A 20,818-nucleotide genomic window follows, 5' to 3' on the forward strand; every position below is an offset into this window, starting at 1 on the left:
AAAGCGGAAAAAGTGAAACCCAAGCTCGGCGCCCCTGTCGCCAGGCCCGGTGACCTGAAAGGCATGGAACATCTGAAGCGCTAGGCGTTTCAGGGCAGTCTTCACCGCTCTCAATCTAAAAAATGACCCAGCCCAAATCATCCCGGTTTCGCCGCAGGCGAAACCGGGATGACTTAAGCTGAGAGGGCTCGCGAGCCTTCCGCTTACTTGCTCGGATTGATCAGATACTTCGTGCCTGTAGCCTTGGCGTTGTAGGCGTGGAGGGTATCGAGATCGAGCGCCTGCGCGAGCGAGATTTCGGCCGTGTAGTGGCTGGCGAATGTGGTGGTCAGCTCATCCATGACACGCTGGCGCATCTTGGCGCGCACTTCGGCGCCCGCCTTCTGCAGGAACGGCGTCAGGAGATACCCCGACAGGTTCCAGGCAAAGCCGACGCCCGGTGGCACGGTGGTGGGCGACATGTCGAGCCGGCCGTAGATGTAGACCTGGGTTTCCTGGCCCGAGCCGTAGCGGCTGAACTCTTTCATCTTGCGGCTGGCGGCCGCTTCCATGGCGATCAGCAGCTGACCGGCGAGCGGGCCGCCGCCGATGGCGTCAAAGCCGAGCGTCGTGTCGGTTTCGGCCAGGGCAACGATCAGTTCTTCCATGAAGTCGGGCGAGGTCGAATCGACGACGTATTTCGCGCCGAGGCCCCGGAGGATGTCGGCCTGTTCCTGCTTGCGGACGATATTGACCAGCGGGACATTGTCCTTCTGGCAGATCTTCACCAGCATCTGGCCGAGGTTTGAGGCGGCCGCCGTGTGAACGATACCCTTGCGGCCTTCCATGCGCATGGTCTCGACGAAGGAGAGCGCGGTCAGCGGGTTGACGAAGCAGGAGGCGCCCTCGCGCGACGTGGCGCCAGCGGGAAGCTCCATGACCTGGGCGACGTTCAGCATCCGGTACTGTGCATACATCTCGCCGCCAAGGCCGGTGACCCGCTTGCCGAGCAGGGCCTGAGCGGCGGGTGATGAGCCAGCCTTGACCACAACACCGGCCCCTTCATTGCCGACGGGCATCGAAAGGTCGAGGCGCGCGGCCATGGCGCGCAGGGCGGGCGGGGGCACATCGGCGGTGATGACGGGGCGGTCCTTGGTGCCGGACGCCCTGGCAGTACGCATGTCGGCGCCGCCGACGAGGAGGCCGAGGTCGGACGGGTTGATCGGGGTCGCCTCGATCTGGATGACCACGTCATCGGGGCCAGGCTCGGGCACGGCGACGTCTTCGAGCGAGAGCTCCAGCCTGCCGTCTTTGGTGACAAGGCTGCGCAGTTGCAGGCCGGTTGCAGGAACGGTCTGGCTCATGTGTATTCCTCCATTTTTTTGCTTGGCCGATTGGCCCGCCGCGAAGCTCACATCGCCTCGTCAGCAAAATCTTCGTAATCAATAAGAATTTCGTCGCCCGCTTTCAGGGCGATGCGCGTGGTCAGGGTGACGGTTTCTGCCTCGGCGTCAACGTAGAAGTCTGCGTTTGCCTGGGGGCTGTGATTGCACATCGAGATCTTGCCGAAGGCGACAGCGGTGCGCACGCCGCCGCCTTCGCGCTCATCGACGTAGAAGACGTAGTGATAGAGGCGGGTGGATTTCAGCTGCTCAGTGTCCTCATGCGAGAGGATGAGCAGCGGATAGACCCCCAGCAGCGCGCCGGCAGGAATGTCGGTTGAGGCAAACAGGCCGCGTCCATGAAGGGGCGAGGTTTTGACCTCCACGCGCGAACCCCCGGATGATGTCGTCATGAGGCGGCTCTCTAGCACGCCCGGTGGCGGGCGCCATCGGGGTGGCCGTGAAAATTATTCGGCCGGTGGGGCGTCTTCGGTTTCCGGCTCTGGTTTTGCCTCGGCCCGGGAGTCCCAGGTGTAGATGTCCTTGATCAGGCAGCGGCCCGAGCCAACGGTCGTGGTCTGTCCCATAAGGGAGCTGGAGACCAGAAGGGCGTCGCTCCGGGTCAGGCAGTTGGTGCGGGCATCGAGGCCGATGGCCTGGGCAAATTCCAGCTCCGGGCAGGCGCCGAGGACTTCGACAAGATACTCCCGGCGGCCATCTTTGAGGACGACGGTGCGGTCATTGTTGGTGCGGAAGCCGTCGATTGTGGAGGCAAAACAGATGCTGTCGGTCCGCTCGCCAAGGCGCGGGTCGCCCTCATAGGCCGCGATACCGCGCAGGACAGGCTTGCCCGGCATCGAGGAGCAGGACACCAGTATGGCGGTGGCGGCGATCAGCAGGGCGGGTTTCAGCATCAAATGCTCCGGAATTGGCTGGCAGGCGTTCGGGCAGTGTGCACCTGCCCCACAAGCGCAGCAAGCGGCCTCACGGACACTTGAACTTTCCGGCGTTGGAGCCTAGCAGGCGGGGGTTATTTTCCATGGGATTTCCCGATGACCGACCTGACCGATCTGACCCTTGCCGCCGCGCTGGATGGCCTGAAGTCCAAGCAGTTTTCCTCTGCCGAGATCACGGGCGCATTTCTCCAGGCGATGGAAAAGGCCCGGATCCTCAACGCCTATGTCGTCGAGACGCCTGAAAAGGCCATCGAAATGGCCAAAGCCTCCGACGCCCGTATCGCAAAGGGCGAGGGCGGCAGGCTGGAAGGTGCGCCGCTGGGCATCAAGGATCTCTACTGCACCAAGGGCGTGCGCACGACGGCCTGTTCGAACATACTGGGCGAATTCACGCCGACCTATGAGTCCACCGTCACCCAGAACCTCTGGGACGAAGGCGCCGTGATGCTGGGCAAGCTCAACATGGACGAGTTCGCCATGGGCTCGTCCAACGAGACCTCGCGCTTTGGACCGCCGATCAACCCCTGGCGCCGCAAGGGCGACAATGCGGGCCTGACGCCGGGCGGTTCCTCGGGCGGCTCTGCGGCGGCGGTTTCGGGCAATCTCTGCCTTGCTGCCACCGCGTCTGACACCGGCGGCTCCATCCGTCAGCCTGCCTCCTTCACCGGCACGGTCGGCATCAAGCCGACCTATGGCCGCGCCAGTCGCTATGGCATGGTGGCGTTTGCCTCTTCGCTGGATCAGGCCGGGCCGATTGCCAAGACGGTCGACGACAGCGCGCTGCTGCTCGAGATCATGTGCAGCCATGATCCCAGGGACTCCACCTCGCTGAAGGTCGAGACGCCGGACTGGCGCAGCCAGGTGCGCAAGGGTGTCAAAGGCATGAAGATCGGCATTCCGAAGGAATACCGCATCGAGGGCCTCTCCGAGGAGATCGAGGCGCTCTGGCAGCAGGGCATTGTCTGGCTGAAAGCCGCCGGCGCCGAGATAGTCGAGATTTCCCTGCCGCACACCAAATATGCCCTGCCGGCCTATTACATCGTGGCGCCGGCTGAAGCCTCGTCCAACCTCGCCCGCTATGACGGCATGCGGTATGGTGCACGGGTGGAAGGCAACAATCTGACGCAGACCTACGAAGCCTCGCGCGCGGGCGGTTTCGGCAAGGAAGTGCAGCGTCGCCTGATGATCGGCACCTATGTGCTCTCCTCGGGATATTACGACGCCTATTATCTCCGGGCACAGAAGGTACGCACCAAGATCTTCCAGGATTTCGTGGACGCCTTCGAGACGTGCGATGCCATCCTGACGCCGGCTTGCCCGTCCCCGGCATTTGCCTTTGGCGAGAAATCAGGCGATCCGATCGAGATGTATCTCAATGACGTGTTCACGGTGACGGCAAACCTTGCCGGCCTGCCCGGCATCGCGGTTCCGGCGGGCCTCTCGGCCAGCGGCCTGCCGCTTGGCCTGCAGGTGATCGGCAAGGCGCTGGACGAGAGCGCCTGTTTTCGGGTGGGCGGCGCTCTGGAAGATGCAGCAGGCTTTGTGGCCAAGCCCGACCGCTGGTGGTAATCTGGCCGGCATGGTCCGTTATCTCCTGATTTTTGCGGTTATTCTCGGCATCGGTCTCGTGATGATGGCCGGAATTCTGGCTCAGAACGGCTACAGCCTGTTTGCGCCGGAAATGCGCATGATGCTGCTCGTCTGCGTGCTTGTGGCGGCGTATGTCGCCTGGCGCATCTCAACCATCCTCAAGCGGCGGCGGGAAGATGCGGCAGACCGCCGGTCGCCCGGCAGCCCGCCATCGCGCACTGCCGGGCTGGACGGCCTTCTGGGTGGGAAAAGCCGGTCACAGCTGGAGCGGGAAGCCCGGATAGCCGCGCGGCGCCGCAAGCTGATCGCCGAAGGCAAGCTGGAAGCGGAGGAGGGTGACCTGCCCGAGCCTGAACCCGAATTGCCTGCGCCGGAGAGCGAAAAGCCGGTCCGCGTGTCATCTTCCGCTTCCGTGAAGGACAAGATGGCTGCCCGGGCCGAGCGCGTCAGGCGGGCACGGGAAGAGGGGAAGATCTAGGCGGGCGAGGCGCGCGCGCGGCTTTGGTCTCGGTGGCCGGGGCTTTGCTGCCGCCGCCTGGCTTGTCGCCGTCCTCATCCTCGGGAGCACCCTCCTCGCGGCTGCGGTCTGTAATCCTGGAGAGATAGACGCCCGCGCCGACCAAGCCCCCGATGGGGCCAAACTGCAGCAGCATGGCCGCCACGAAGACGATCGGTACGTTCAGCTGCAGATCGCCGAGCATCAGGAAAATGCCTGCAACCAGCCCGCCGCCCAGGGCGAGCCCGCCCGCAAAGCCCGCCACAATATGTTTCAGGAAGCCCCGCGCAATGCCGCGTTCTTCCTCCCGGGCACCCTCAAGGATCATCTTGAACAGCATGCGCGTCCTGCTCCTTGCTCCAACCGGCTGATATTGCCTGAGTGGAGGCAATATGAACCCCATTCCGGCGCAGTTCAACAAGCGCCCGCCCTGCGGTGTCAGCGTCGCTCGACAGGCCCCTCCGGTGAGGGTTAGAAGATCCTCGAATTTGTGCAGGATTGATTGAGAGAAGCGATGAGCGAACGCACCCCCTTCCGCATCAAAGGCGAAACCGGCGACTGGGAAGTCGTCATGGGGCTCGAAATCCATGCGCAGGTGGCGTCCAATGCCAAGCTGTTCTCCGGCGCGTCGACCACCTTTGGCGCCGATCCCAACTGCAATGTCTCGCTGGTTGACGCCGCCATGCCGGGCATGTTGCCGGTGATCAACCGCTTCTGCGTGGAGCAGGCGATCCGCACGGGCCTTGGCCTGAAGGCGCAGATCAACACCTACAGCCGCTTTGACCGCAAGAACTATTTCTATCCCGACCTCCCGCAGGGCTATCAGATCAGCCAGTTTGCCCACCCCATCGTGGGCGAGGGCGAGATCGAGGTGGATGTCGAGGTGCCGGGCAAGGAGGACTATTCCTTCCCCTGCCGCATCGAGCGTCTGCACCTTGAACAGGACGCAGGAAAGTCGATCCACGACATGGACCCGCATGCGACCTATGTGGATCTCAACCGCTCTGGCGTTGCGCTGATGGAGATTGTTTCCAAGCCCGACATCCGCTCGCCCGCTGAGGCGGCCGCTTACGTGAAGAAGCTGCGCGCGATCGTCATCGCACTGGGCACCTGCGACGGGGACATGGAAAAGGGCAACCTGCGCGCCGACGTAAACGTGTCAGTGTGCAAGCCCGGCCAGTATGAGAAGTTTCGCGAGACCGGCGATTTCAGCCATCTGGGCACGCGTTGCGAGCTCAAGAACATGAACTCCTACCGTTTCATCCAGCAGGCGATCGAATATGAGGCCCGCCGCCAGATCGAGATCATCGAGGGCGGTGGCAAGGTCGATCAGGAAACCCGCCTGTTCGACCCGGTAAAAGGCGAGACCCGTTCCATGCGCTCCAAAGAGGACGCGCATGATTACCGCTATTTTCCGGACCCGGATCTTCTTCCCCTCGAAGTCGAGCAGGCCTGGATTGAAGAGATCCGCAAATCTCTGCCCGAACTGCCTGACCAGAAGCGCGCGCGGTTTGAAAAGGATTACGGCCTTTCCCGCTATGATGCGGGCGTTCTGACATCTGATGCCGACAAGGCAGCCTTCTTCGAGGAAGCTGCCACGGGCCGTGACGCAAAGCTGACCGCCAACTGGGTGACACAGGAGCTGTTCGGCTATCTCAACAAGGAAGGCCTGGAGCTGTCGCAGAGCCCGGTCTCCGCCAACGCTCTGGGCGGCCTGATCGAGCTGATCTCAAACGACACGATCAGCGGCAAGATTGCCAAGGATGTCTTTGCGCGGATGATTGCGGGCGAGGGCGAGGCGGCTGCCATCGTCGAGAAGCACGGCCTGAAGCAGGTCACTGACACCGGCGCCATCGAGAAGGTTGTCGATGCGATCATCGCGGCAAACCCGGAACAGGTCGCCAAGGTAAAGGACAAGCCCCAGACGCTCGGCTGGTTTGTCGGCCAGGTGATGAAGGAGTCCGGTGGCAAGGCAAACCCCAAAGCCGTCAACGACATTCTGAAGGCGAAGCTGGGGATCTGATTTTCCTCCTGCCTGAACAAGAAAAGGCCCGTGGGCGGTTGCTCACGGGCCTTTTCTTTTGCCTTGGGGGTCTGGTTCAGATCGCCGCGCGGATCTTCGCTGCAATCGGCGCCAGCTCATCGGGCCTGGCCATTGTGCCTGTGCCGTGGCGGCCCATCTCCCTGCTTTCCCAGATCGGGATGATGTGGAAGTGAAGATGGAAGACGGTCTGCCCGGCGGGGGTTCCGTTGAACTGCATCACGCGCAAGCCGTCGGGCTTCAGGCCCCATTCGACCGCTTTGGCCACCCGCTGCACGCGCAGCATGTAGCTGCCCAGGCGGTCTGCCGGCATGTCGAGGAAGTTGCGCGCCTCTATGCCTTTCGGGATCACCAGCGTATGCCCGTCGCTTTGGGGAAACACGTCCATGAAGGCGAGGGCGACATCATCCTCGAACACTTTCAGGCTCGGCATGTCACCGCGCAGGATTTTGGCGAAGATATTGTCGGGATCGTAGGCGGCGTGAAGGGTCATGCGGTTTACGGCTCTTTCTTGAACGGAGTCCGGTCTCGCAAATAGTTCATGTCTTCGTCAACTGCCGCGCGCTCGCGCTCCAGATAATCGGAGACGGCGTCGCGGAAGCCCGGATGGGCGATCCAGTGGGCCGATCGGGTGAGGACGGGGGCATAGCCGCGGGCGAGCTTGTGGCCGCCCTGGGCGCCGGCTTCGACCGTTTTCAGGCCGTGAGCGATGGCATAGTCTATGGCCTGGTAATAGCAGGTCTCGAAGTGCAGCATCGGGCGGCCGTCCAGCGTGCCCCAATAGCGGCCATAGAGTGTGTCCGAGCCGACAAGGTTCATGGCTCCGGCAATGATCTCATCGCCTTCACAGGCGAAGATGAAGAGCAAGTCCTTGGCCATCCGTTCCCGGATGAGCGAGAAGGATTTTCGTGTGAGATAGGGCGATCCCCATTTGCGGTTTCCGGTGTCCATGTAGAATTCAAAGAAGATGTCGAGATGGTCCTCGGTGATTTCTTCGCCGCGCACATGCCGGAAGATGAGGCCCGCCTGCGCCCTGGCGCGTTCCTTGCGCAGGTTCTTGCGTTTCTCCGAGGAGAGGCTGGCGAGGAAATCATCAAATGATCCGTACCCGTCATTTCGCCAGTGGAACTGCTGGTCGGTACGGGAGAGGAAGCCGGCTTTCTCAAGGGGCGGGGCTTCGCCGTCCTCGATGAAATTGATGTGGAGGGAAGAGACGCCGGTCTGCTCGGCCAGCTGCAGGGCGCCGTCGAGCAGCGCGGCGCGGTAAAGCTCCGCGTCCGGCCCCGGCGCAACGAGGCGGCGGCGGCCTGTCACCGGTGTGAACGGCACAGCGCAGAGCAGCTTGGGGTAATAATCCCCGCCCGCCCGCTGCCAGGCCTCGGCCCAACTCTGATCAAACACGAATTCGCCGCGCGAATGGTATTTAAACCACATCGGCATGGCCGCGCGCAGGCGTTCATTGGTGTCGCGCACAAGGATATGCGCGCCGCGCCAGCCGGTGCGCGGGGTAGCGGCGCCGGAGCTTTCCATGGCTTCGAGGAATTCCCAGCTCAGGAAAGGGTCGTAGGCAAGGCCCGGAGGATTGGCCACGGCGTTCCATTCGGCGGGGTCGACGCCGGAGAGGGAGGAAACGGAACTGATCTGGGGGAGGGCGGCGTCCATGGCCCTCAAATCTAGGGCGCGAGGGCGCCCAGCGCCAGCGCCGGGCTGAAATGTTCAAAGATTATGGCCGGGCCAAGGGGTTTCAGCGCGGCCAGATCGGCCTGCGTGCGCACCGTCCAGACGACAAATGGCATGTCGCGGCTCTCTGTTACGGCGGCGGCGCGGGCGGCGTCTGTGTAGTGGACGGCAAGGTAGTCGATGCCGTCCTCGATGGCGCGCGCCGCGAAGGTATCAAAATACGCTGCGCCGAACTGCGCGCTGGGCGCGATCAGCTGGCCGCGCATCAGGCCCTCGGGAAGCGCGCGCACGGCGATGTCGGAAAAGCTCATGACTGCGGCCAGACCCGGCCAGTCCAGCAGCCGCGCGCCGGTCTTTGCAGCGAACGCGGCAGCATCCGTGCTGCCGTCGATCTTCATCTCCGCCAGCATCGGCAGGTCCTGCGGCCAGAAGGAGAGGAGGTCCTCGAAGGAGGCGAGCCCCTCCGGCCCGCCATTCAGGCGGCGGGTTTGCAGCGCGCTGGCAGGCAGGGTCTCAACCTCGCCGGGCGCGCCGGTCATGCGCTCCAGAAACAGATCATGGAACACCATGATCTCGCCATCGCCCGAGGGGCGCAGGTCAAACTCGATGCCAAGGCCGGCCGCCGCCGCGGCCCTGAAGCTGCCAAGAGAGTTCTCCGGCAGCCCGTCCGTCGTCCAGAGGCCGCGATGGGCGTAGGCGAAGTCCTTCAGGGCAAAGCGGCGTGCCATCCTGCGTCTCAGGCGATCTCGAAGATGGCGTCAACTTCCACAGCCACGCCGAGCGGCAGGGTGGGGCAGGCAACGGCCGAGCGGGCATGGGCGCCGACTTCCGGGCCAAACACCTCAACCATCAGGTCCGAGCAGCCATTCACGACCTGCGGAATGTCCACGAAGGAGGGCGCGGCATTGACGAAGCCGCCAAGCTTCACAACGCGCTTGATACGCGAGAGGTCACCCACAGCCGCCTTCGCCTGCGCGATGAGGTTGATGCCGCAGACGCGCGCGGCCTGCTGGCCGGCGGAGAGTTCCATATTCTCGCCAAGGCGGCCGAGGATGCGGCCTTCGGCTGTGGCCGAAACCTGGCCCGAGACGAAGAGCATGTTGCCGGTAATGACGAAGGGCACATAGGTGGCCACCGGCTTCATCGGGGCAGGCAGGGCGATGCCAAGGGCGTCGAGACGGGCTTCGGGGGTGGACATGGAAACTCCTGTTGAATCTTCGGGCTCGTCCTAACCCGGCGGACGGCCCGAGTCAGCCCTCAGGTTTCTTCGCCGATTTCGCCGCCCGCCCTGTCACCACGGCGCCGGTGCCGAATTTGGCGCGGGCCTTGTCGGACGCGCGTTCGGCGGCGGCGCGTTTGGCGACTTTGGGGTCGATGAGGTCTGTTCCGTCGCCGCGGTAATCGGAGAGTTCCGACAGGCCAACGCCGATCAGGCGGTACTTCACCGGGCCTATCGCTTCTTTCAGGAGCAGGGGCCGGGCGGCGCGGAACACTTCCTGGGCAAGCTGGGTCGGCTCGCTCAGGGATGTACGCCGCGTCAGCGGATGGAAGTCGGAGGTCTTTAGCTTCAACGTCACCACCCGGCCTGAAACACCCTCCGCCTTGGCCCGGTCAGCGGTCTTCACGCTGAGGCGCCAGAGATGGTCCTCCAGGATGCCGGTGTCGGCGGTGTCCTCGAAGAAGGTCGTCTCGCTGGAAACCGATTTGCGGTCTTCGTGCGGGGTGACTTTTCGGGTGTCGTGGCCATGGGCGCAGCGCTTGAGCCAGTCTCCCGTCTCGCCATAGCGCCGGATCAGGTTTTTGAGGTCCGCCTTCTGGATGTCCTCGATGGTGTAGAAACCGTCCTTGGCGAGGGATTCGGCGAATTTCGGGCCCACCCCGTGCAGGAAGCCGACCGGGTGGGGCGCCAGGAAGGCTTCGGCCTCGTCCGGCGCGATGATGGCAAAGCCGCGCGGCTTGTCGATCTCGCTGGCGGTCTTGGCGAGGAACTTGTTGGCCGAGAGGCCGACGGAGACAGTCACGCCCACCTCTCGCTCCACATTCTTCGCCAGCCGGGCAAGGCTCGCTGCCGGCGGCGCGCCGTGCAGGCGTTCCGTTCCGGCCAGGTCGAGATAGGCCTCGTCGATGGAAACCTGCTGAACCAGCGGGGTCAGATGGTCCATCTCGGCGCGAATCGCTTTGGCTGCGTCGCGGTATTTCCGGAAATCTGGCGGCACAACGACCGCGTCCGGGCACAGTTTGAGCGCCTTGAACATCGGCATGGCCGAGCGCACGCCATAGAGCCGCGCAATGTAGCAGCAAGTGGTTACCACGCCGCGCTGGCCGCCGCCGACAATCAGCGGCTTGTCCTTGAGCGTTGGATTATCTCGCTTTTCGACCGTGGCGTAGAAGGCGTCACAGTCCACATGCGCAATCGAGAGGCTGAAAAGCGCCCGATGGGACACGGTTCTGCGGCTGCCACAGGCGGGGCAGGTGGCGAGATCGGCCTCGCTCTTGTGCTGGCAATCGCGGCAAAGACTCGACATGGCGGATATGTTCCTGCCATGTTCCTGCAGCCGCCGCAAACATGCCCTGCGGCAGGCGTAAAGGCGCGTTAACATTTTGCAGTATAGCTGAAGCTGGCGCACCCACGCCCGCGCGAATCGTCAACTAATTCGGACTCTTATGGTCAAGAAGCGATCCGGAAAGGTGCTTGTTGTTGAGGACAATGAACTCAACATGCGCCTCTTTTGCGACCTGTTGGGCGCATACGGCTTCACGACCTTTCAGTGCCGTGACGGGGCAAAGGCTGTGGAGATTGCGCGCAAGGAGCTTCCCGATCTCATCATCATGGACATCCAGCTGCCGGAAGTCTCAGGCCTCGACATCACCCGCTGGCTTAAGGACGACAAGAAGGTCGCCCATATTCCCGTCCTTGCCGTCACCGCCTTTGCCATGCGCGCCGATGAGCAGCGCGTGCGCGAAGCAGGCTGTGAAGGCTATCTCTCCAAGCCGATCCAGATTGCCTCTTTCATCCGCGCGGTTGAAGCGCTGATGCCCAAGGAACCGGCGGCATGACTGCGCGGATCCTCGTCGTGGATGATATCGAGGCGAACCGCCGCCTGCTTCAGGCCAAGCTTGAAGCGCAGTACCACACGGTATTGCTCGCCGAGCACGGTGCCCAGGCGCTGGAACTTGCTCATGCCGAGGCCCCCGAGATCATCCTGCTCGACGTGATGATGCCCGGTATGGATGGCTATGAGGTTTGCCGGCGCCTCAAGGCCGATCCGGTCACTTCCTATATCCCGGTCGTCATGGTCACCGCGCTCAGCGAGATGGAAGACCGCGTGCGCGGGCTGGACGCGGGGGCAGAGGACTTCCTCACCAAGCCGGTGGATGATTTCCTGCTGAATTCCCGCATCACTGCCCTGATGCGCTACAACACGGTTGCCTCCGAACTGCGCCAGCGCGAGGCCAGCGGCATCCGCTCCGGCGCGATGGAAGAACTCAACCGCGACGAGATCGATCGGCCTTCCCGCATCTTCATCGTGGACGATGAGGCCCGCTCCTCTGCGCGCCTTGCCAACACCCTGCGCGCGCAGGGTCATAAGGCGACGACCCTCATGGAAGCCGGCGACATGGGCGAGCTCGCCTCCGAACGGGTGGATGTCCTGATCCTCTCCCTTTCTGCCCGCAGCTTCGATCCGCTGAAACTGATCGCGCATTTCAAGATGAACCCGGTCACCCGGTCCATTTCGGTGATCCTCATCTGCGATCCCCATGACAAGGCCAAGGCCCTGCGCGGGCTCGAGATCGGCGCCAGTGACATGATCACCATCCCGATTGACCGGCAGGAGCTGGCCGCGCGCATCCGCACCCAGACACGCCGTACACGGTATATCGATATTCTGCGCCAGCGCGTGGACCGGGGCCTTGAGCTTTCGGTCATCGACCAGCTCACCGGACTGCACAACCGGCGCTACATGAATGGCCAGCTTGAACAGTTCATGCAGCGCGCCGTGCGCGGCAACCAGCCCTTGTCGCTGATGATGGCCGACATCGACCACTTCAAGGCCGTCAACGACACCCATGGTCACCAGGCCGGGGATGATGTGCTGCGGGAAATCGGTAAGCGCCTGCGCGCCAATGTGCGCCCCACCGATGTCGTCTGCCGCACGGGCGGGGAAGAATTCGTCGTGCTGATGCCAAATACGCCAGGCGACCTTGCCTGCGCGGCGGCCGAGCGCATCCGCAAGGCTGTGGCCGCCGAAACGTTTCCCGTGTTGGGCGGGTCGCAGAGCCTGCGCATCACGGTGAGCGCCGGGGTCTCAACCTTGCAGGGCGCCGATGACAGGGCCGACGATCTGATGCACCGCGCCGATACCGCGCTTTACCAGGCCAAGACCGGCGGGCGCAACCGCGTCGAGAGCATTGCGGCCTGATTGACTTCCCGCTTTGGCAGGCTCACAGCGGCACAGTAGCTGGCTGAGGAAGCTCTGCGCTCATGACAGACCGTTTCGCGGCGTTCCGGTATTCTTCCTATGCCCGCTATTTCATCTCGCGCTTCTTCACATCGTTCTCGGTGCAGGTTCTGTCGGTTGCGGTTGGCTGGCAGATCTATGACGCGACGCGCGATCCGGCGCTGCTGGGATGGATCGGGCTCGTCCAGTTCCTGCCGGCCCTCTGCCTTGTCGTTGTGACTGGCAATGTGGCAGACCGGCTGGGCCGGCGCCTTGTCATGGCCTGCGCGATGCTGCTGATGATGGCCTGCGCGGGCGCCATCCTCTACCTTGCCACGACTGACCAGTTCGCGCCGGTCCTTGTGCTGAGCGTGCTGACCCTGTTCGGGGTGGCGCGCGCCTTTTATGGCCCGGCCTCGACCAGCCTTGCGGTCAATCTTGTGCCCAGGGAAGTGTTTCCCAATGCGGTGGGGTGGATATCTTCCTCCTGGCAGCTGGCGACGATTGCCGGACCGGTGGCAGGCGGGCTGCTCTACGGCCTCTCGCCCATGGCCGCCTATGGCACCGCCACGACCCTCTTTGCCTTGGGCGCCGCGCTTATCCTGACGATCCCCAAGCCCATCCAGCAGGTCGACAAGGCGCCCACGACCCTCTCCAGCCTCCTTGGGGGCTTCAGCTATATCTGGAAGGAGAAGATCGTTCTGGGCGCCATCACGCTCGATCTCTTTGCGGTGCTGCTGGGCGGGGCGGTGGCGCTGATGCCGGTCTATGCCCGGGATATCCTGGATGTCGGCGAGTTGGGCCTTGGCCTCCTGCGGGCCGCGCCGGGCGTGGGGGCGATCATCGCCATCGCGCTGATCACGGCGTTCCCGATCCGGGACTATGCCGGGTGGATCCTGCTCGTGTCGGTTGGGTTCTTCGGCCTCGCAACCGCTGTGTTTGGCGCCTCAACCCTCGCCTGGGTCTCGATCCTGGCGCTGATTTGTGTGGGCGGTTTCGACATGATCTCGGTCTATGTCCGCGAGATACTGGTGCAGATCCGGACGCCCGATCAGCTGCGGGGGCGGGTGAATGCAGTGAACTCGATCTTTGTCGGGGCGTCCAATGAACTGGGGGAGACGCGGGCCGGGTTCATGGCGGCGGCGCTGGGGCCGGTGTTTACGGTGGTAGCCGGGGGAATTGCGGCGGTCGGCGTGGCGGGGCTGTCGGCCTTCCTCTTCCCCAAGTTACGGGATGCGCGGCGGCTGCAGGAGGGTCGGCCGGAAGCGTAAGACCAAGAAAAAACCCGCGCCGGAAAGCGCGGGTTCTTTGAAAATTTCCAAAAGGAACAAGACGTTACTTGATCTTGCCTTCTTTGAACTCGACATGTTTTTTCGCGACGGGATCATACTTCCGCTGGACCATTTTCTCGGTCATCGTGCGCGGGTTCTTCTTCGTCACATAGAAAAAGCCGGTATCAGCCGTCGAGTTGAGGCGGATTTTGATGGTTGCGGGTTTGGCCATGTCGCGGCCCTTCTGATCTGGGGTGAATCCGGAAAACGCGCTTAATGGCGAGGGTTCCGGGGGAAGTCAAGCGGCATTGGACGGCCATGAGCGGCCATTTCCGGCCCCTTTCGGGTCAAAGACGGTCAGTCTGATGCCCGCTGCGGGTCCAGCGCAGATAGGGCGGGCGGTGATCCTCATCCGGTTTGGCAAGGCGCTCACCGATCTCTTCCAGCATGAACCGGGTAACCGAGGGCAGGTCGAGCTTCATGGCATCGGCGAGCGTCACCCATTGCAGGTCAGAGAGTTCCGCCCCGTCCACAGGGGGGCGCTCGTCGATCAGGGCCTCTTCGGCCTCGGCCATGAAGAAGCGCGCATCGAAGCGCCGGGGCCGGTAAGGCGGGGTGACCGCGCGGCCGATGAAGGTCAGCGGAGCCAGATCAGGCGCGATGTCCATCCTGTGGAAATCGTCCCAGCCAACCGGGCACATGTCCGGCATCTCGGCCGAGCGGCCCATGATCAGGCCGGTTTCCTCGAACAGCTCGCGAATCGCCGTCAACGCCATGGAACGGGGCAGCCGGCGCGATTGGAGGCGTAGTTTCGCTTCGACATCTGCGCGCAGTTCCTGCCAGGCAATCGCCTTGCCGTCATGTGGGTCAACGCGCCCGCCGGGGAACACATATTTATCTGGCATGAAGGCATTGGTGCCCGCGCGCTTGCCCATCAGCACGCGCGGCTGGGCCTGGTCGCGCCGCACGAGGATCAGCGTGGCCGCATCCCTGGGGCGCAGGCTCGGCTTTCCCCGAATGATGACGTCGCCGTCTTCTTCTTTATCGAACGCGGATCTGAGCATGCCGGACATGAGGCAGTCCTATAGGCGAATCCCGGCCTCTGAAACCGTGACGTAGGGAGAGGTCGCCGCGTTGTTGCGGCGCAGCATTGCCGGGGCGCTGCGAGCGCTCATCTGCGCTTCGGTTTGCCCTTTTGGGCAGCGTACGCTTGTCGAATTTCGGTTTGCCGCGGCGCGGCGGGCCGCCGCCCCCTCCGCCACCACTGCGCCCGCGCGGCGCGCCGCGTTCACGGGTGATTGCCTGACGGGCCGCCTTGCGGCCAGGTGGCGGGGGCAGGGGCTCTGACAGCATTTCCAGGAGCAGCCCGCCCTGCAGGGGGGTGACTTCCCGCAGCTTTACACGGACCATCTGACCGATGGAGAAGGTCTTGCCCGAGCCGCGTGCATAGACCGCCACGGCGGCCTCGTCATGAATCCAGTAATCCTCCGAGATGGACGAGATCGGCACAAAGCCATCCGCGCCTGATCCCGCCAGCGACACGAAGAGGCCGGCCGGCGTCACGCCCGTGATGCGGCCATCAAATTCCGCGCCAACCCGGTCTGACAGGAAGATCGCAAGATACCGGTCGGTCGCGTCGCGTTCGGCGGCCATCGAGCGGCGCTCGGTGGTGGAGATGTGCTCGGCAATCTCCTCAAGGCGCGACGCGGCGCGCTCGGAGAGACCGTCCGGGCCGAAATCATGCGCCCGGATCAGCGCGCGGTGGACCACAAGGTCTGCATACCGGCGGATGGGCGAGGTGAAGTGGGCATATTTGGGAAGGTTGAGGCCAAAGTGGCCAAGGTTTTCTTCCGAATAGATCGCCTGCGCCTGCGTGCGCAGCACCATCTGGGAGATCATCCCTTCATAATCCCCGCCCCGGATTTCAGCGAGCAGGCGATTGAACTTGTGCGTCTGCGGACGTTCCCCGATATTCCACTTCATGTCGAGCGTCTGCAGGAACTCGGCAAACGCGGCCACTTTCGCGTCCGACGGTGTGTCATGCACACGGTACATGACGGGGCTGTTCTTCTGCTCCAGCGTTTCAGCGGCCGCCACGTTCGCCTGGATCATGAACTCTTCGATCAGGCGGTGGGCGTCGAGGCGTACCTTGGTGGTGATGCCATCAAGCTCGCCTTCAGGTGTGAACATGATCCGCCGCTCAGGCATGTCGAGGTCAAGCGGGCTGCGGATGTCGCGCGCCCTGGAGACCGCCGCATAGGCGCCCCAGAGCGGTTTGAGCACCGTCTCCAGCAGCTCTTCCGCCTTGCCGCCGGGTTTGCCATCAATGGCGTCCTGCGCCTCTTCATAGGAAAGTTTTGCCGCTGAGCGCATCGTGGCGCGCAGGAAGCGGTGGCGTTTCTTGTGGCCATCTGCGGAGAATATCATCTCTAGCGCCAGGCACGGCCGGTCTTCATTCTCGCGCAGCGAGCAGGCATCTGCTGACAGCTCAAAGGGCAGCATGGGGACGACCCGGTCCGGGAAATAGGTCGAGTTGCCGCGTTTTTCCGCTTCCTTGTCGAGGGCGGAGCCTTCGGTGACGTAAGCGGCGACATCGGCAATGGCGACGATCACCTTCCAGCCGCCATCCTGCGTCTGCTCGGCCCAGACGGCGTCGTCATGGTCGCGTGCGTCATGCGGGTCGATGGTGATCAGGGGCGTATCGCGAAGATCCGTTCTGGGAACGTCCGCCGGCTCCTTCCCGCGCGCTTCAACCAGCGCGGCTTCGGGGAAGTCCACCGGGATGTCATGGGCATAGATGGCGATGAGGCTGGCCGAGCGGGCATCGGTGATATGGCCAATGACCTCCTTCACCACACCTAGTGGCGGGCCCATCTGGCGGCGCCCTTCCGGCTTAGGCTCGGCCACCACGAGATCGCCGTCCCTGGCGCCCTTGCGGTCGCCTTCCTGGATCAGCAGTTCGCGGCGTTCCTTGCGGCTGGCGGGGATGACCCGGCCGCCGCGCGGGCCCTGTTCAAAGAGGCCGACGATGCGGTCGCTGAGGCGCTTCTCGAGCAGCGTGATGACATAGGCGCGCCATTCGCCGTCTTCGCGGCCCACGATCTTGCAGATCGCCCGGTCGCCCTTGCCCGGCGCGCGGCCACGGCTCTTGCCCGAGGGACCTCCATAGATCAGCTCCGGCCCGAAGAGGCCGCTCGCGCCGAGGCACTGGCCGACAAGATCGCCCTCCCTGGTGAGGCGGGTAAACTCAACAAGGCCCGAAGGGGGCGGGCGGTCGGTCTGCGCAAAGCTGCGCTTGCCTGTGCGCTCCAGCTTGCCTTCCTCCTCGAGGGCTTTGAGCACCTCGCGTAGCAGGGCGCGCTCCTGGCCCTTTACTTTAAGGCCCCGGGCAATATCGGCTTTGCTGGTCGCGTCCGGATTTTCTTTCAGAAAATCAAGGACAGTCTGTCTGTCTGGAAAACTCATGGTGCCCGATATAGGGCAGTTCGCGCCCGATTGCGCGGGAATTTATGCGAAACGGGCCCTTATCGCACCAGTTGCACGAGGATTGCCGTGGCGCCGCCCTCGGTATTGGTTGTCAGGCGCACAAGGCGGGCGGAGATGAACACGCACTGGCCGGGCACCACGACCGTCTCGATATTGTCGGTCTCGTCAAAGTCAGGATCGCCCGAAAGGATCACCGCGTTCACCGCATTTCCGCCGCCATGGCACACCTGCAGCACCGGTGTTGAGAGCACCTGCGCGCCTTCAGGCAGCGGCTGGCTGACCAGCACGGGCACGACCTGCTTGCCCTTGGCTGTCACGCGGATGGGCGGGGGCACCTGCGCAAAGGCCGGGGCGGCCAGCACGGCGGCGATTGTGGCCAGGAATATGGTCCGGATCATGACAGTGCCTTGCGTCTGCGCGACTCGATGTGCCGGAGGTTGCTCGCGGCCCCGCCAGTGTCAATCTCAGCGCAGCAGCGTGACGCTTGCCCGGACTGTGCCCTCGCCCTTCCAAACGGCAAGGTCGATCTGATCGCCGGCGAAGAAACCGCATCTCCCGCGCGACAGCAGCTGCTTTCGGGCACCAATTTGGACGCTGAGCGTTTCCGGGTTGGGGGTAGAGGCGGCGCTGTGATAGCAGATGCGGAAGACTGGCAATGTGCCGGCATCGGTCAGGCCGGGCGGCGCCATGAAGACGGTCTCGCTGACCTTGTCCCGCACGTAGATTTCCATCTCGTAGGCGCTGGCCGCGCCTGAGGGCGCGCCCATAAGGGTGATTGCGGAAAACAAGGCAGGCAGGAGCATGGCGGGAGCCTCCGGTCAACTTCCTCCGCATACGCGCAGAGGGAAGCTGAAGGGAGGGTGAATGGCTATTCCTCAGCCTTTTTCGCTGCCGCCTTCTTCTTTGGCGCAGCTTTCTTCGCGGCTGGCTTCCTGGCCGCCGCTTTCTTTGCCGGCGCCTTCTTCTTGGCGGCGCCGCCCTTGGCATTCACGAGGTCGATGGCTTGGTCCAGCGTCACTCTGTCAGGCGTGATTTCCTTGGGCAGGGTGGCGTTGACCTTGCCCCATTTTACGTAGGGGCCATAGCGGCCCTCGAAGACTTCGATGGCGCCGCCATCGGGGTGGTCGCCGAGGGATTTGAGCGCGGCCGCACCGCCGCGGGCCGAGCCGCGGGCTTTCTTGTCCTCGATCAGCGAGACAGCGTGGTTGACGCCGATGGTGAACACGTCGCGCGGGTCCTTGAGGTTCGCATAGGTCTTGCCATGCTGAACATAGGGGCCGAAGCGGCCGAAATTGGCGAGGATCATCTCGCCATCTTCCGGGTGGGGGCCAACTTCGCGCGGCAGGCTGAGCAGCTCGACCGCGCGGTCGAGCGTCAGCTCGGCGGCATTGTCTGCCTTGGCAAGGCTTGCCCGCTTGGGCTTCTCGCCATTGGCCATTTCCACATACGGGCCAAAGCGGCCGGATTTGAGGAAGATCATCGCGCCCGTATCCGGGTGCAGGCCGAGCTCGTTGCCGTCCGGGCTGATGGCCGAATCTCCGCCCTCGGAGGAAAACTGGCGGGTGTACTTGCATTCAGGGTGGCGCGAGCAGCCGACAAAGGCGCCGAACTTGCCGAGCTTCATCGACAGCTCGCCCTCTTTGCACAGCGGGCAGAGGCGCGGGTTCTCGATGGTGTTGCCGTCCGCGTCCTGGCGCGGGAATACATAGGCGCCCAGCGCCTCGTTCAGCGCGTCGAGCACGGCAGAGACACGAAGGTCCTTTGTGCCGTCGATGTCGGCGGCAAACTGCTGCCAGAATTCGCGCAGGAACACTTTCCAGTCGAGCTTGCCATCGGAGATGACGTCGAGCTTTTCTTCCAGGCCCGCCGTGAAGTCATACTCCACATAGCGGCTGAAGAAGTTTTCAAGGAAGGCGGTGACGAGCCGGCCTTTATCCTCCGGCACCAGCGCCTTGCCCTCGATGCGGACATAGCCGCGGTCTTCCAGGGTGGAGAGGGTGGAGGCGTAGGTCGAGGGACGGCCGATGCCGAGTTCTTCCAGCCGCTTGACGAGTGAGGCTTCGGTATAGCGCGGGGGCGGCTGGGTGAAGGACTGGTTGGCGTCAGCCTTAAGAAGGTCAGAATGCTGACCTTCTGCCATTTTCGGCAGGCGGCCTTCGGCGTCCTCATCATCATCGCCGGCGTCATGGCCTTCGGCGTAGAGCTTGATGTAGCCGTCAAACACCAGCACCTGGCCGGTGGCGCGCAGGGCGGCGCGCTTGTCCTTGGAGGTCAGGTCGATGGTGGTGCGCTCGAACAGGGCGGTTTCCATCTGGGACGCGACAGCCCGGCGCCAGACCAGCGTGTAGAGTTTCTTCAGGTCTCCGTCGCCGTGATAGTCTTCCGGGCGCAGATTGAAGTCGGTGGGGCGGACAGCTTCGTGGGCCTCCTGCGCGTTCTTTGCCTTGGAGGAATAGCGCCGGGTATTTTCCGGCAGGTAGCGCGCGCCATAGTTCGACTGGATCATGGTGCGGGCGGCGACATAGGCCTCCTCGGCCATGTTGACCCCGTCGGTACGCATATAGGTGATGCGGCCTTCCTCGTAGAGCTTCTGGGCGGCCTGCATGGTGCGCTTGGCGGAGAAGCCGAGCTTGCGGCTGGCTTCCTGCTGCAGCGTCGAGGTAATGAAGGGCGGGGGCGGGTTGCGCTTGACCGGCTTGGCTTCAACCGAGGTGACCGAATAGCCGCCTACCTTGACGATCTCCAGCGCGCGGTCGGCCTCCCCCTTGTTGCTGAGGGTGAACTTCTTCAGCGTCTCGCCATCCAGAGAATGCAGCCGGGCCTCGAAATGGGAGCCATCGGGCGCGCGCAGTTCGGCGGCAATGTTCCAGTATTCCTGAGGCCGGAAGCTCTCGATCTCGTTTTCCCGGTCGCAGACGATGCGCAAGGCAACCGACTGGACGCGGCCGGCCGAGCGGGAACCCGGCAGCTTGCGCCAGAGAACGGGCGAAAGGTTGAAGCCGACGAGATAGTCCAGCGCCCGGCGGGCGAGATAGGCGTCGACGAGTTCCTCATCGAGCTTGCGGGGGTGCTCCATCGCCTGGGTCACGGCGCTCTTGGTGATCGCGTTGAACACCACGCGCTCGACCGCCATGTCCTTTTTCAGGGCCCGGCGCTTCTTCAGCGCCTCGATCAGGTGCCAGGAGATGGCCTCGCCCTCGCGATCAGGGTCGGTCGCCAGGATCAGCGTGTCGGCGTCCTTGAGGGCATTGGCGATGTCGGAAATACGCTTTGCGGACTTGGCATCGGCTTCCCAGACCATCTCAAAGTCGTTTTCAGGGTCAACCGAGCCGTTTTTCGACGGCAAATCGCGGATATGCCCGTAGGAAGCGAGGACCTTATAGTCCTTGCCCAGGTACTTGTTGATCGTTTTGGCCTTTGCCGGAGACTCGACGACGACAAGCTTCATGCGGGGGTCCACCTCTTCAAGGGCGGCAGAGATGGTCTGCCACGGCAGGG

General features: G+C 63.6%; 21 protein-coding genes. 6 read left to right on the forward strand and 15 right to left on the reverse strand.

Translation table 11 applies throughout. The features are described from left to right. Positions 1-203: 203 nt before the first annotated feature. From KG722_RS09540 to KG722_RS09550, 3 genes are read right to left on the reverse strand one after another with little or no spacing between them, the layout of a single operon-like run. Complete coding sequence (locus KG722_RS09540; protein WP_213271491.1) at positions 204-1,343, reverse strand: zinc-binding dehydrogenase; 1,140 nt, start codon at positions 1,341-1,343, stop codon at positions 204-206. A gap of 47 nt (positions 1,344-1,390) precedes the next feature. Next, on the reverse strand, positions 1,391-1,774 hold the full coding sequence (locus KG722_RS09545; RefSeq protein ID WP_213271492.1) for an SET domain-containing protein-lysine N-methyltransferase: 384 nt from the start codon (positions 1,772-1,774) through the stop codon (positions 1,391-1,393). A 54-nt stretch (positions 1,775-1,828) separates the two neighbouring features. Further along, positions 1,829-2,275 carry a DUF6491 family protein gene (locus KG722_RS09550; RefSeq protein WP_213271493.1) on the reverse strand — a complete coding sequence of 149 codons (447 nt, stop codon included), beginning with the start codon at positions 2,273-2,275 and terminating at the stop codon, positions 1,829-1,831. A 138-nt stretch (positions 2,276-2,413) separates the two neighbouring features. On the opposite strand from KG722_RS09550, the gene gatA reads away from it, so the two are divergent. Next, complete coding sequence (gatA, locus tag KG722_RS09555) at positions 2,414-3,886, forward strand: Asp-tRNA(Asn)/Glu-tRNA(Gln) amidotransferase subunit GatA (protein WP_213271494.1); 1,473 nt, start codon at positions 2,414-2,416, stop codon at positions 3,884-3,886. Between the two features lie 10 nt (positions 3,887-3,896). Further along, on the forward strand, positions 3,897-4,385 hold the full coding sequence (locus KG722_RS09560; RefSeq protein ID WP_213271495.1) for a hypothetical protein: 489 nt from the start codon (positions 3,897-3,899) through the stop codon (positions 4,383-4,385). Here the strand turns inward: KG722_RS09560 and KG722_RS09565 are convergent. After that, on the reverse strand, positions 4,354-4,743 hold the full coding sequence (locus KG722_RS09565; protein WP_213271496.1) for a hypothetical protein: 390 nt from the start codon (positions 4,741-4,743) through the stop codon (positions 4,354-4,356). The genes KG722_RS09560 and KG722_RS09565 overlap by 32 nt on opposite strands. A 174-nt stretch (positions 4,744-4,917) precedes the next feature. Between KG722_RS09565 and gatB the strand changes: the two genes are divergently transcribed. Next, the gene (gene gatB / locus KG722_RS09570) at positions 4,918-6,426 is read left to right on the forward strand and encodes an Asp-tRNA(Asn)/Glu-tRNA(Gln) amidotransferase subunit GatB (protein ID WP_213271497.1); all 1,509 of its coding nucleotides are present in this window, start codon (positions 4,918-4,920) and stop codon (positions 6,424-6,426) included. Positions 6,427-6,502: 76 nt separating this feature from the next. On the opposite strand, the gene KG722_RS09575 is transcribed toward gatB, so the two are convergent. The 5 genes from KG722_RS09575 to KG722_RS09595 are packed head-to-tail and all read right to left on the reverse strand — an operon-like array spanning position 6,503 to position 10,649. Further along, on the reverse strand, positions 6,503-6,937 hold the full coding sequence (locus KG722_RS09575) for an HIT family protein (RefSeq protein WP_213271498.1): 435 nt from the start codon (positions 6,935-6,937) through the stop codon (positions 6,503-6,505). 5 nt (positions 6,938-6,942) lie between these two features. Next, a complete protein-coding gene (locus KG722_RS09580; protein ID WP_213271499.1) occupies positions 6,943-8,106 on the reverse strand; it encodes a GNAT family N-acetyltransferase in 1,164 nt (387 codons plus the stop codon). Positions 8,107-8,117: 11 nt separating this feature from the next. Then, entirely contained in the window at positions 8,118-8,852 is a 735-nt protein-coding gene (locus KG722_RS09585) for a glycerophosphodiester phosphodiesterase family protein (protein ID WP_213271500.1), read from the reverse strand. A gap of 8 nt (positions 8,853-8,860) precedes the next feature. Then, positions 8,861-9,322 (reverse strand): RidA family protein, encoded by a 462-nt coding sequence (locus KG722_RS09590; protein WP_213271501.1) that lies wholly within the window; start codon positions 9,320-9,322, stop codon positions 8,861-8,863. A 52-nt stretch (positions 9,323-9,374) separates the two neighbouring features. After that, entirely contained in the window at positions 9,375-10,649 is a 1,275-nt protein-coding gene (locus KG722_RS09595; protein WP_213271502.1) for a DNA polymerase IV, read from the reverse strand. A gap of 139 nt (positions 10,650-10,788) precedes the next feature. Between KG722_RS09595 and KG722_RS09600 the strand changes: the two genes are divergently transcribed. The 3 genes from KG722_RS09600 (at position 10,789) to KG722_RS09610 (ending at position 13,834) form a co-directional block, all read left to right on the forward strand. Then, positions 10,789-11,181 (forward strand): response regulator, encoded by a 393-nt coding sequence (locus KG722_RS09600; protein WP_035592468.1) that lies wholly within the window; start codon positions 10,789-10,791, stop codon positions 11,179-11,181. Then, complete coding sequence (locus tag KG722_RS09605; RefSeq protein WP_213271503.1) at positions 11,178-12,545, forward strand: PleD family two-component system response regulator; 1,368 nt, start codon at positions 11,178-11,180, stop codon at positions 12,543-12,545. Before KG722_RS09600 ends, KG722_RS09605 begins: the two co-directional genes overlap by 4 nt. Positions 12,546-12,607: 62 nt before the next feature. Continuing rightward, positions 12,608-13,834, forward strand: a complete 1,227-nt coding sequence (locus tag KG722_RS09610) for an MFS transporter (protein ID WP_213271504.1) — start codon at positions 12,608-12,610, stop codon at positions 13,832-13,834. 64 nt (positions 13,835-13,898) lie between these two features. On the opposite strand, the gene rpmG is transcribed toward KG722_RS09610, so the two are convergent. From rpmG to topA, 6 genes are all read right to left on the reverse strand, one after another. Next, positions 13,899-14,066: a 50S ribosomal protein L33 gene (gene rpmG / locus KG722_RS09615; protein ID WP_011647275.1), complete on the reverse strand. Its 168-nt coding sequence runs from the start codon at positions 14,064-14,066 to the stop codon at positions 13,899-13,901. 115 nt (positions 14,067-14,181) lie between these two features. After that, on the reverse strand, positions 14,182-14,907 hold the full coding sequence (locus tag KG722_RS09620) for an NUDIX hydrolase (protein WP_300998344.1): 726 nt from the start codon (positions 14,905-14,907) through the stop codon (positions 14,182-14,184). Then, positions 14,876-17,299, reverse strand: coding sequence for a ribonuclease R (gene rnr, locus KG722_RS09625; RefSeq protein ID WP_213271505.1), 2,424 nt, complete (start codon positions 17,297-17,299; stop codon positions 14,876-14,878). The genes KG722_RS09620 and rnr overlap by 32 nt, the downstream gene beginning before the upstream one ends. 59 nt (positions 17,300-17,358) lie before the next feature. Continuing rightward, positions 17,359-17,718, reverse strand: a complete 360-nt coding sequence (locus tag KG722_RS09630; protein WP_213271506.1) for a hypothetical protein — start codon at positions 17,716-17,718, stop codon at positions 17,359-17,361. 66 nt (positions 17,719-17,784) lie between these two features. Further along, positions 17,785-18,123, reverse strand: a complete 339-nt coding sequence (locus KG722_RS09635) for a hypothetical protein (protein ID WP_213271507.1) — start codon at positions 18,121-18,123, stop codon at positions 17,785-17,787. Positions 18,124-18,188: 65 nt separating this feature from the next. Further along, positions 18,189-20,768, reverse strand: coding sequence for a type I DNA topoisomerase (gene topA / locus KG722_RS09640; RefSeq protein ID WP_213271508.1), 2,580 nt, complete (start codon positions 20,766-20,768; stop codon positions 18,189-18,191). Positions 20,769-20,818 lie beyond the last annotated feature (50 nt).

The sequence above is a fragment of the Hyphomonas sp. genome, assembly GCF_018402285.1.
Classification (GTDB): Bacteria; Pseudomonadota; Alphaproteobacteria; order Caulobacterales; family Hyphomonadaceae; genus Hyphomonas.

Bases quoted from the DNA above. Each gene is read 5' to 3' on its own strand.
- KG722_RS09540 (WP_213271491.1), bottom strand. From the start codon at position 1,343: ATGAGCCAGACCGTTCCTGCAACCGGCCTGCAACTGCGCAGCCTTGTC.
- KG722_RS09545 (WP_213271492.1), bottom strand. From the start codon at position 1,774: ATGACGACATCATCCGGGGGTTCGCGCGTGGAGGTCAAAACCTCGCCC.
- KG722_RS09550 (WP_213271493.1), bottom strand. From the start codon at position 2,275: ATGCTGAAACCCGCCCTGCTGATCGCCGCCACCGCCATACTGGTGTCC.
- gatA (WP_213271494.1), top strand. From the start codon at position 2,414: ATGACCGACCTGACCGATCTGACCCTTGCCGCCGCGCTGGATGGCCTG.
- KG722_RS09560 (WP_213271495.1), top strand. From the start codon at position 3,897: ATGGTCCGTTATCTCCTGATTTTTGCGGTTATTCTCGGCATCGGTCTC.
- KG722_RS09565 (WP_213271496.1), bottom strand. From the start codon at position 4,743: ATGCTGTTCAAGATGATCCTTGAGGGTGCCCGGGAGGAAGAACGCGGC.
- gatB (WP_213271497.1), top strand. From the start codon at position 4,918: ATGAGCGAACGCACCCCCTTCCGCATCAAAGGCGAAACCGGCGACTGG.
- KG722_RS09575 (WP_213271498.1), bottom strand. From the start codon at position 6,937: ATGACCCTTCACGCCGCCTACGATCCCGACAATATCTTCGCCAAAATC.
- KG722_RS09580 (WP_213271499.1), bottom strand. From the start codon at position 8,106: ATGGACGCCGCCCTCCCCCAGATCAGTTCCGTTTCCTCCCTCTCCGGC.
- KG722_RS09585 (WP_213271500.1), bottom strand. From the start codon at position 8,852: ATGGCACGCCGCTTTGCCCTGAAGGACTTCGCCTACGCCCATCGCGGC.
- KG722_RS09590 (WP_213271501.1), bottom strand. From the start codon at position 9,322: ATGTCCACCCCCGAAGCCCGTCTCGACGCCCTTGGCATCGCCCTGCCT.
- KG722_RS09595 (WP_213271502.1), bottom strand. From the start codon at position 10,649: ATGTCGAGTCTTTGCCGCGATTGCCAGCACAAGAGCGAGGCCGATCTC.
- KG722_RS09600 (WP_035592468.1), top strand. From the start codon at position 10,789: ATGGTCAAGAAGCGATCCGGAAAGGTGCTTGTTGTTGAGGACAATGAA.
- KG722_RS09605 (WP_213271503.1), top strand. From the start codon at position 11,178: ATGACTGCGCGGATCCTCGTCGTGGATGATATCGAGGCGAACCGCCGC.
- KG722_RS09610 (WP_213271504.1), top strand. From the start codon at position 12,608: ATGACAGACCGTTTCGCGGCGTTCCGGTATTCTTCCTATGCCCGCTAT.
- rpmG (WP_011647275.1), bottom strand. From the start codon at position 14,066: ATGGCCAAACCCGCAACCATCAAAATCCGCCTCAACTCGACGGCTGAT.
- KG722_RS09620 (WP_300998344.1), bottom strand. From the start codon at position 14,907: ATGTCCGGCATGCTCAGATCCGCGTTCGATAAAGAAGAAGACGGCGAC.
- rnr (WP_213271505.1), bottom strand. From the start codon at position 17,299: ATGAGTTTTCCAGACAGACAGACTGTCCTTGATTTTCTGAAAGAAAAT.
- KG722_RS09630 (WP_213271506.1), bottom strand. From the start codon at position 17,718: ATGATCCGGACCATATTCCTGGCCACAATCGCCGCCGTGCTGGCCGCC.
- KG722_RS09635 (WP_213271507.1), bottom strand. From the start codon at position 18,123: ATGCTCCTGCCTGCCTTGTTTTCCGCAATCACCCTTATGGGCGCGCCC.
- topA (WP_213271508.1), bottom strand. From the start codon at position 20,768: ATGAAGCTTGTCGTCGTCGAGTCTCCGGCAAAGGCCAAAACGATCAAC.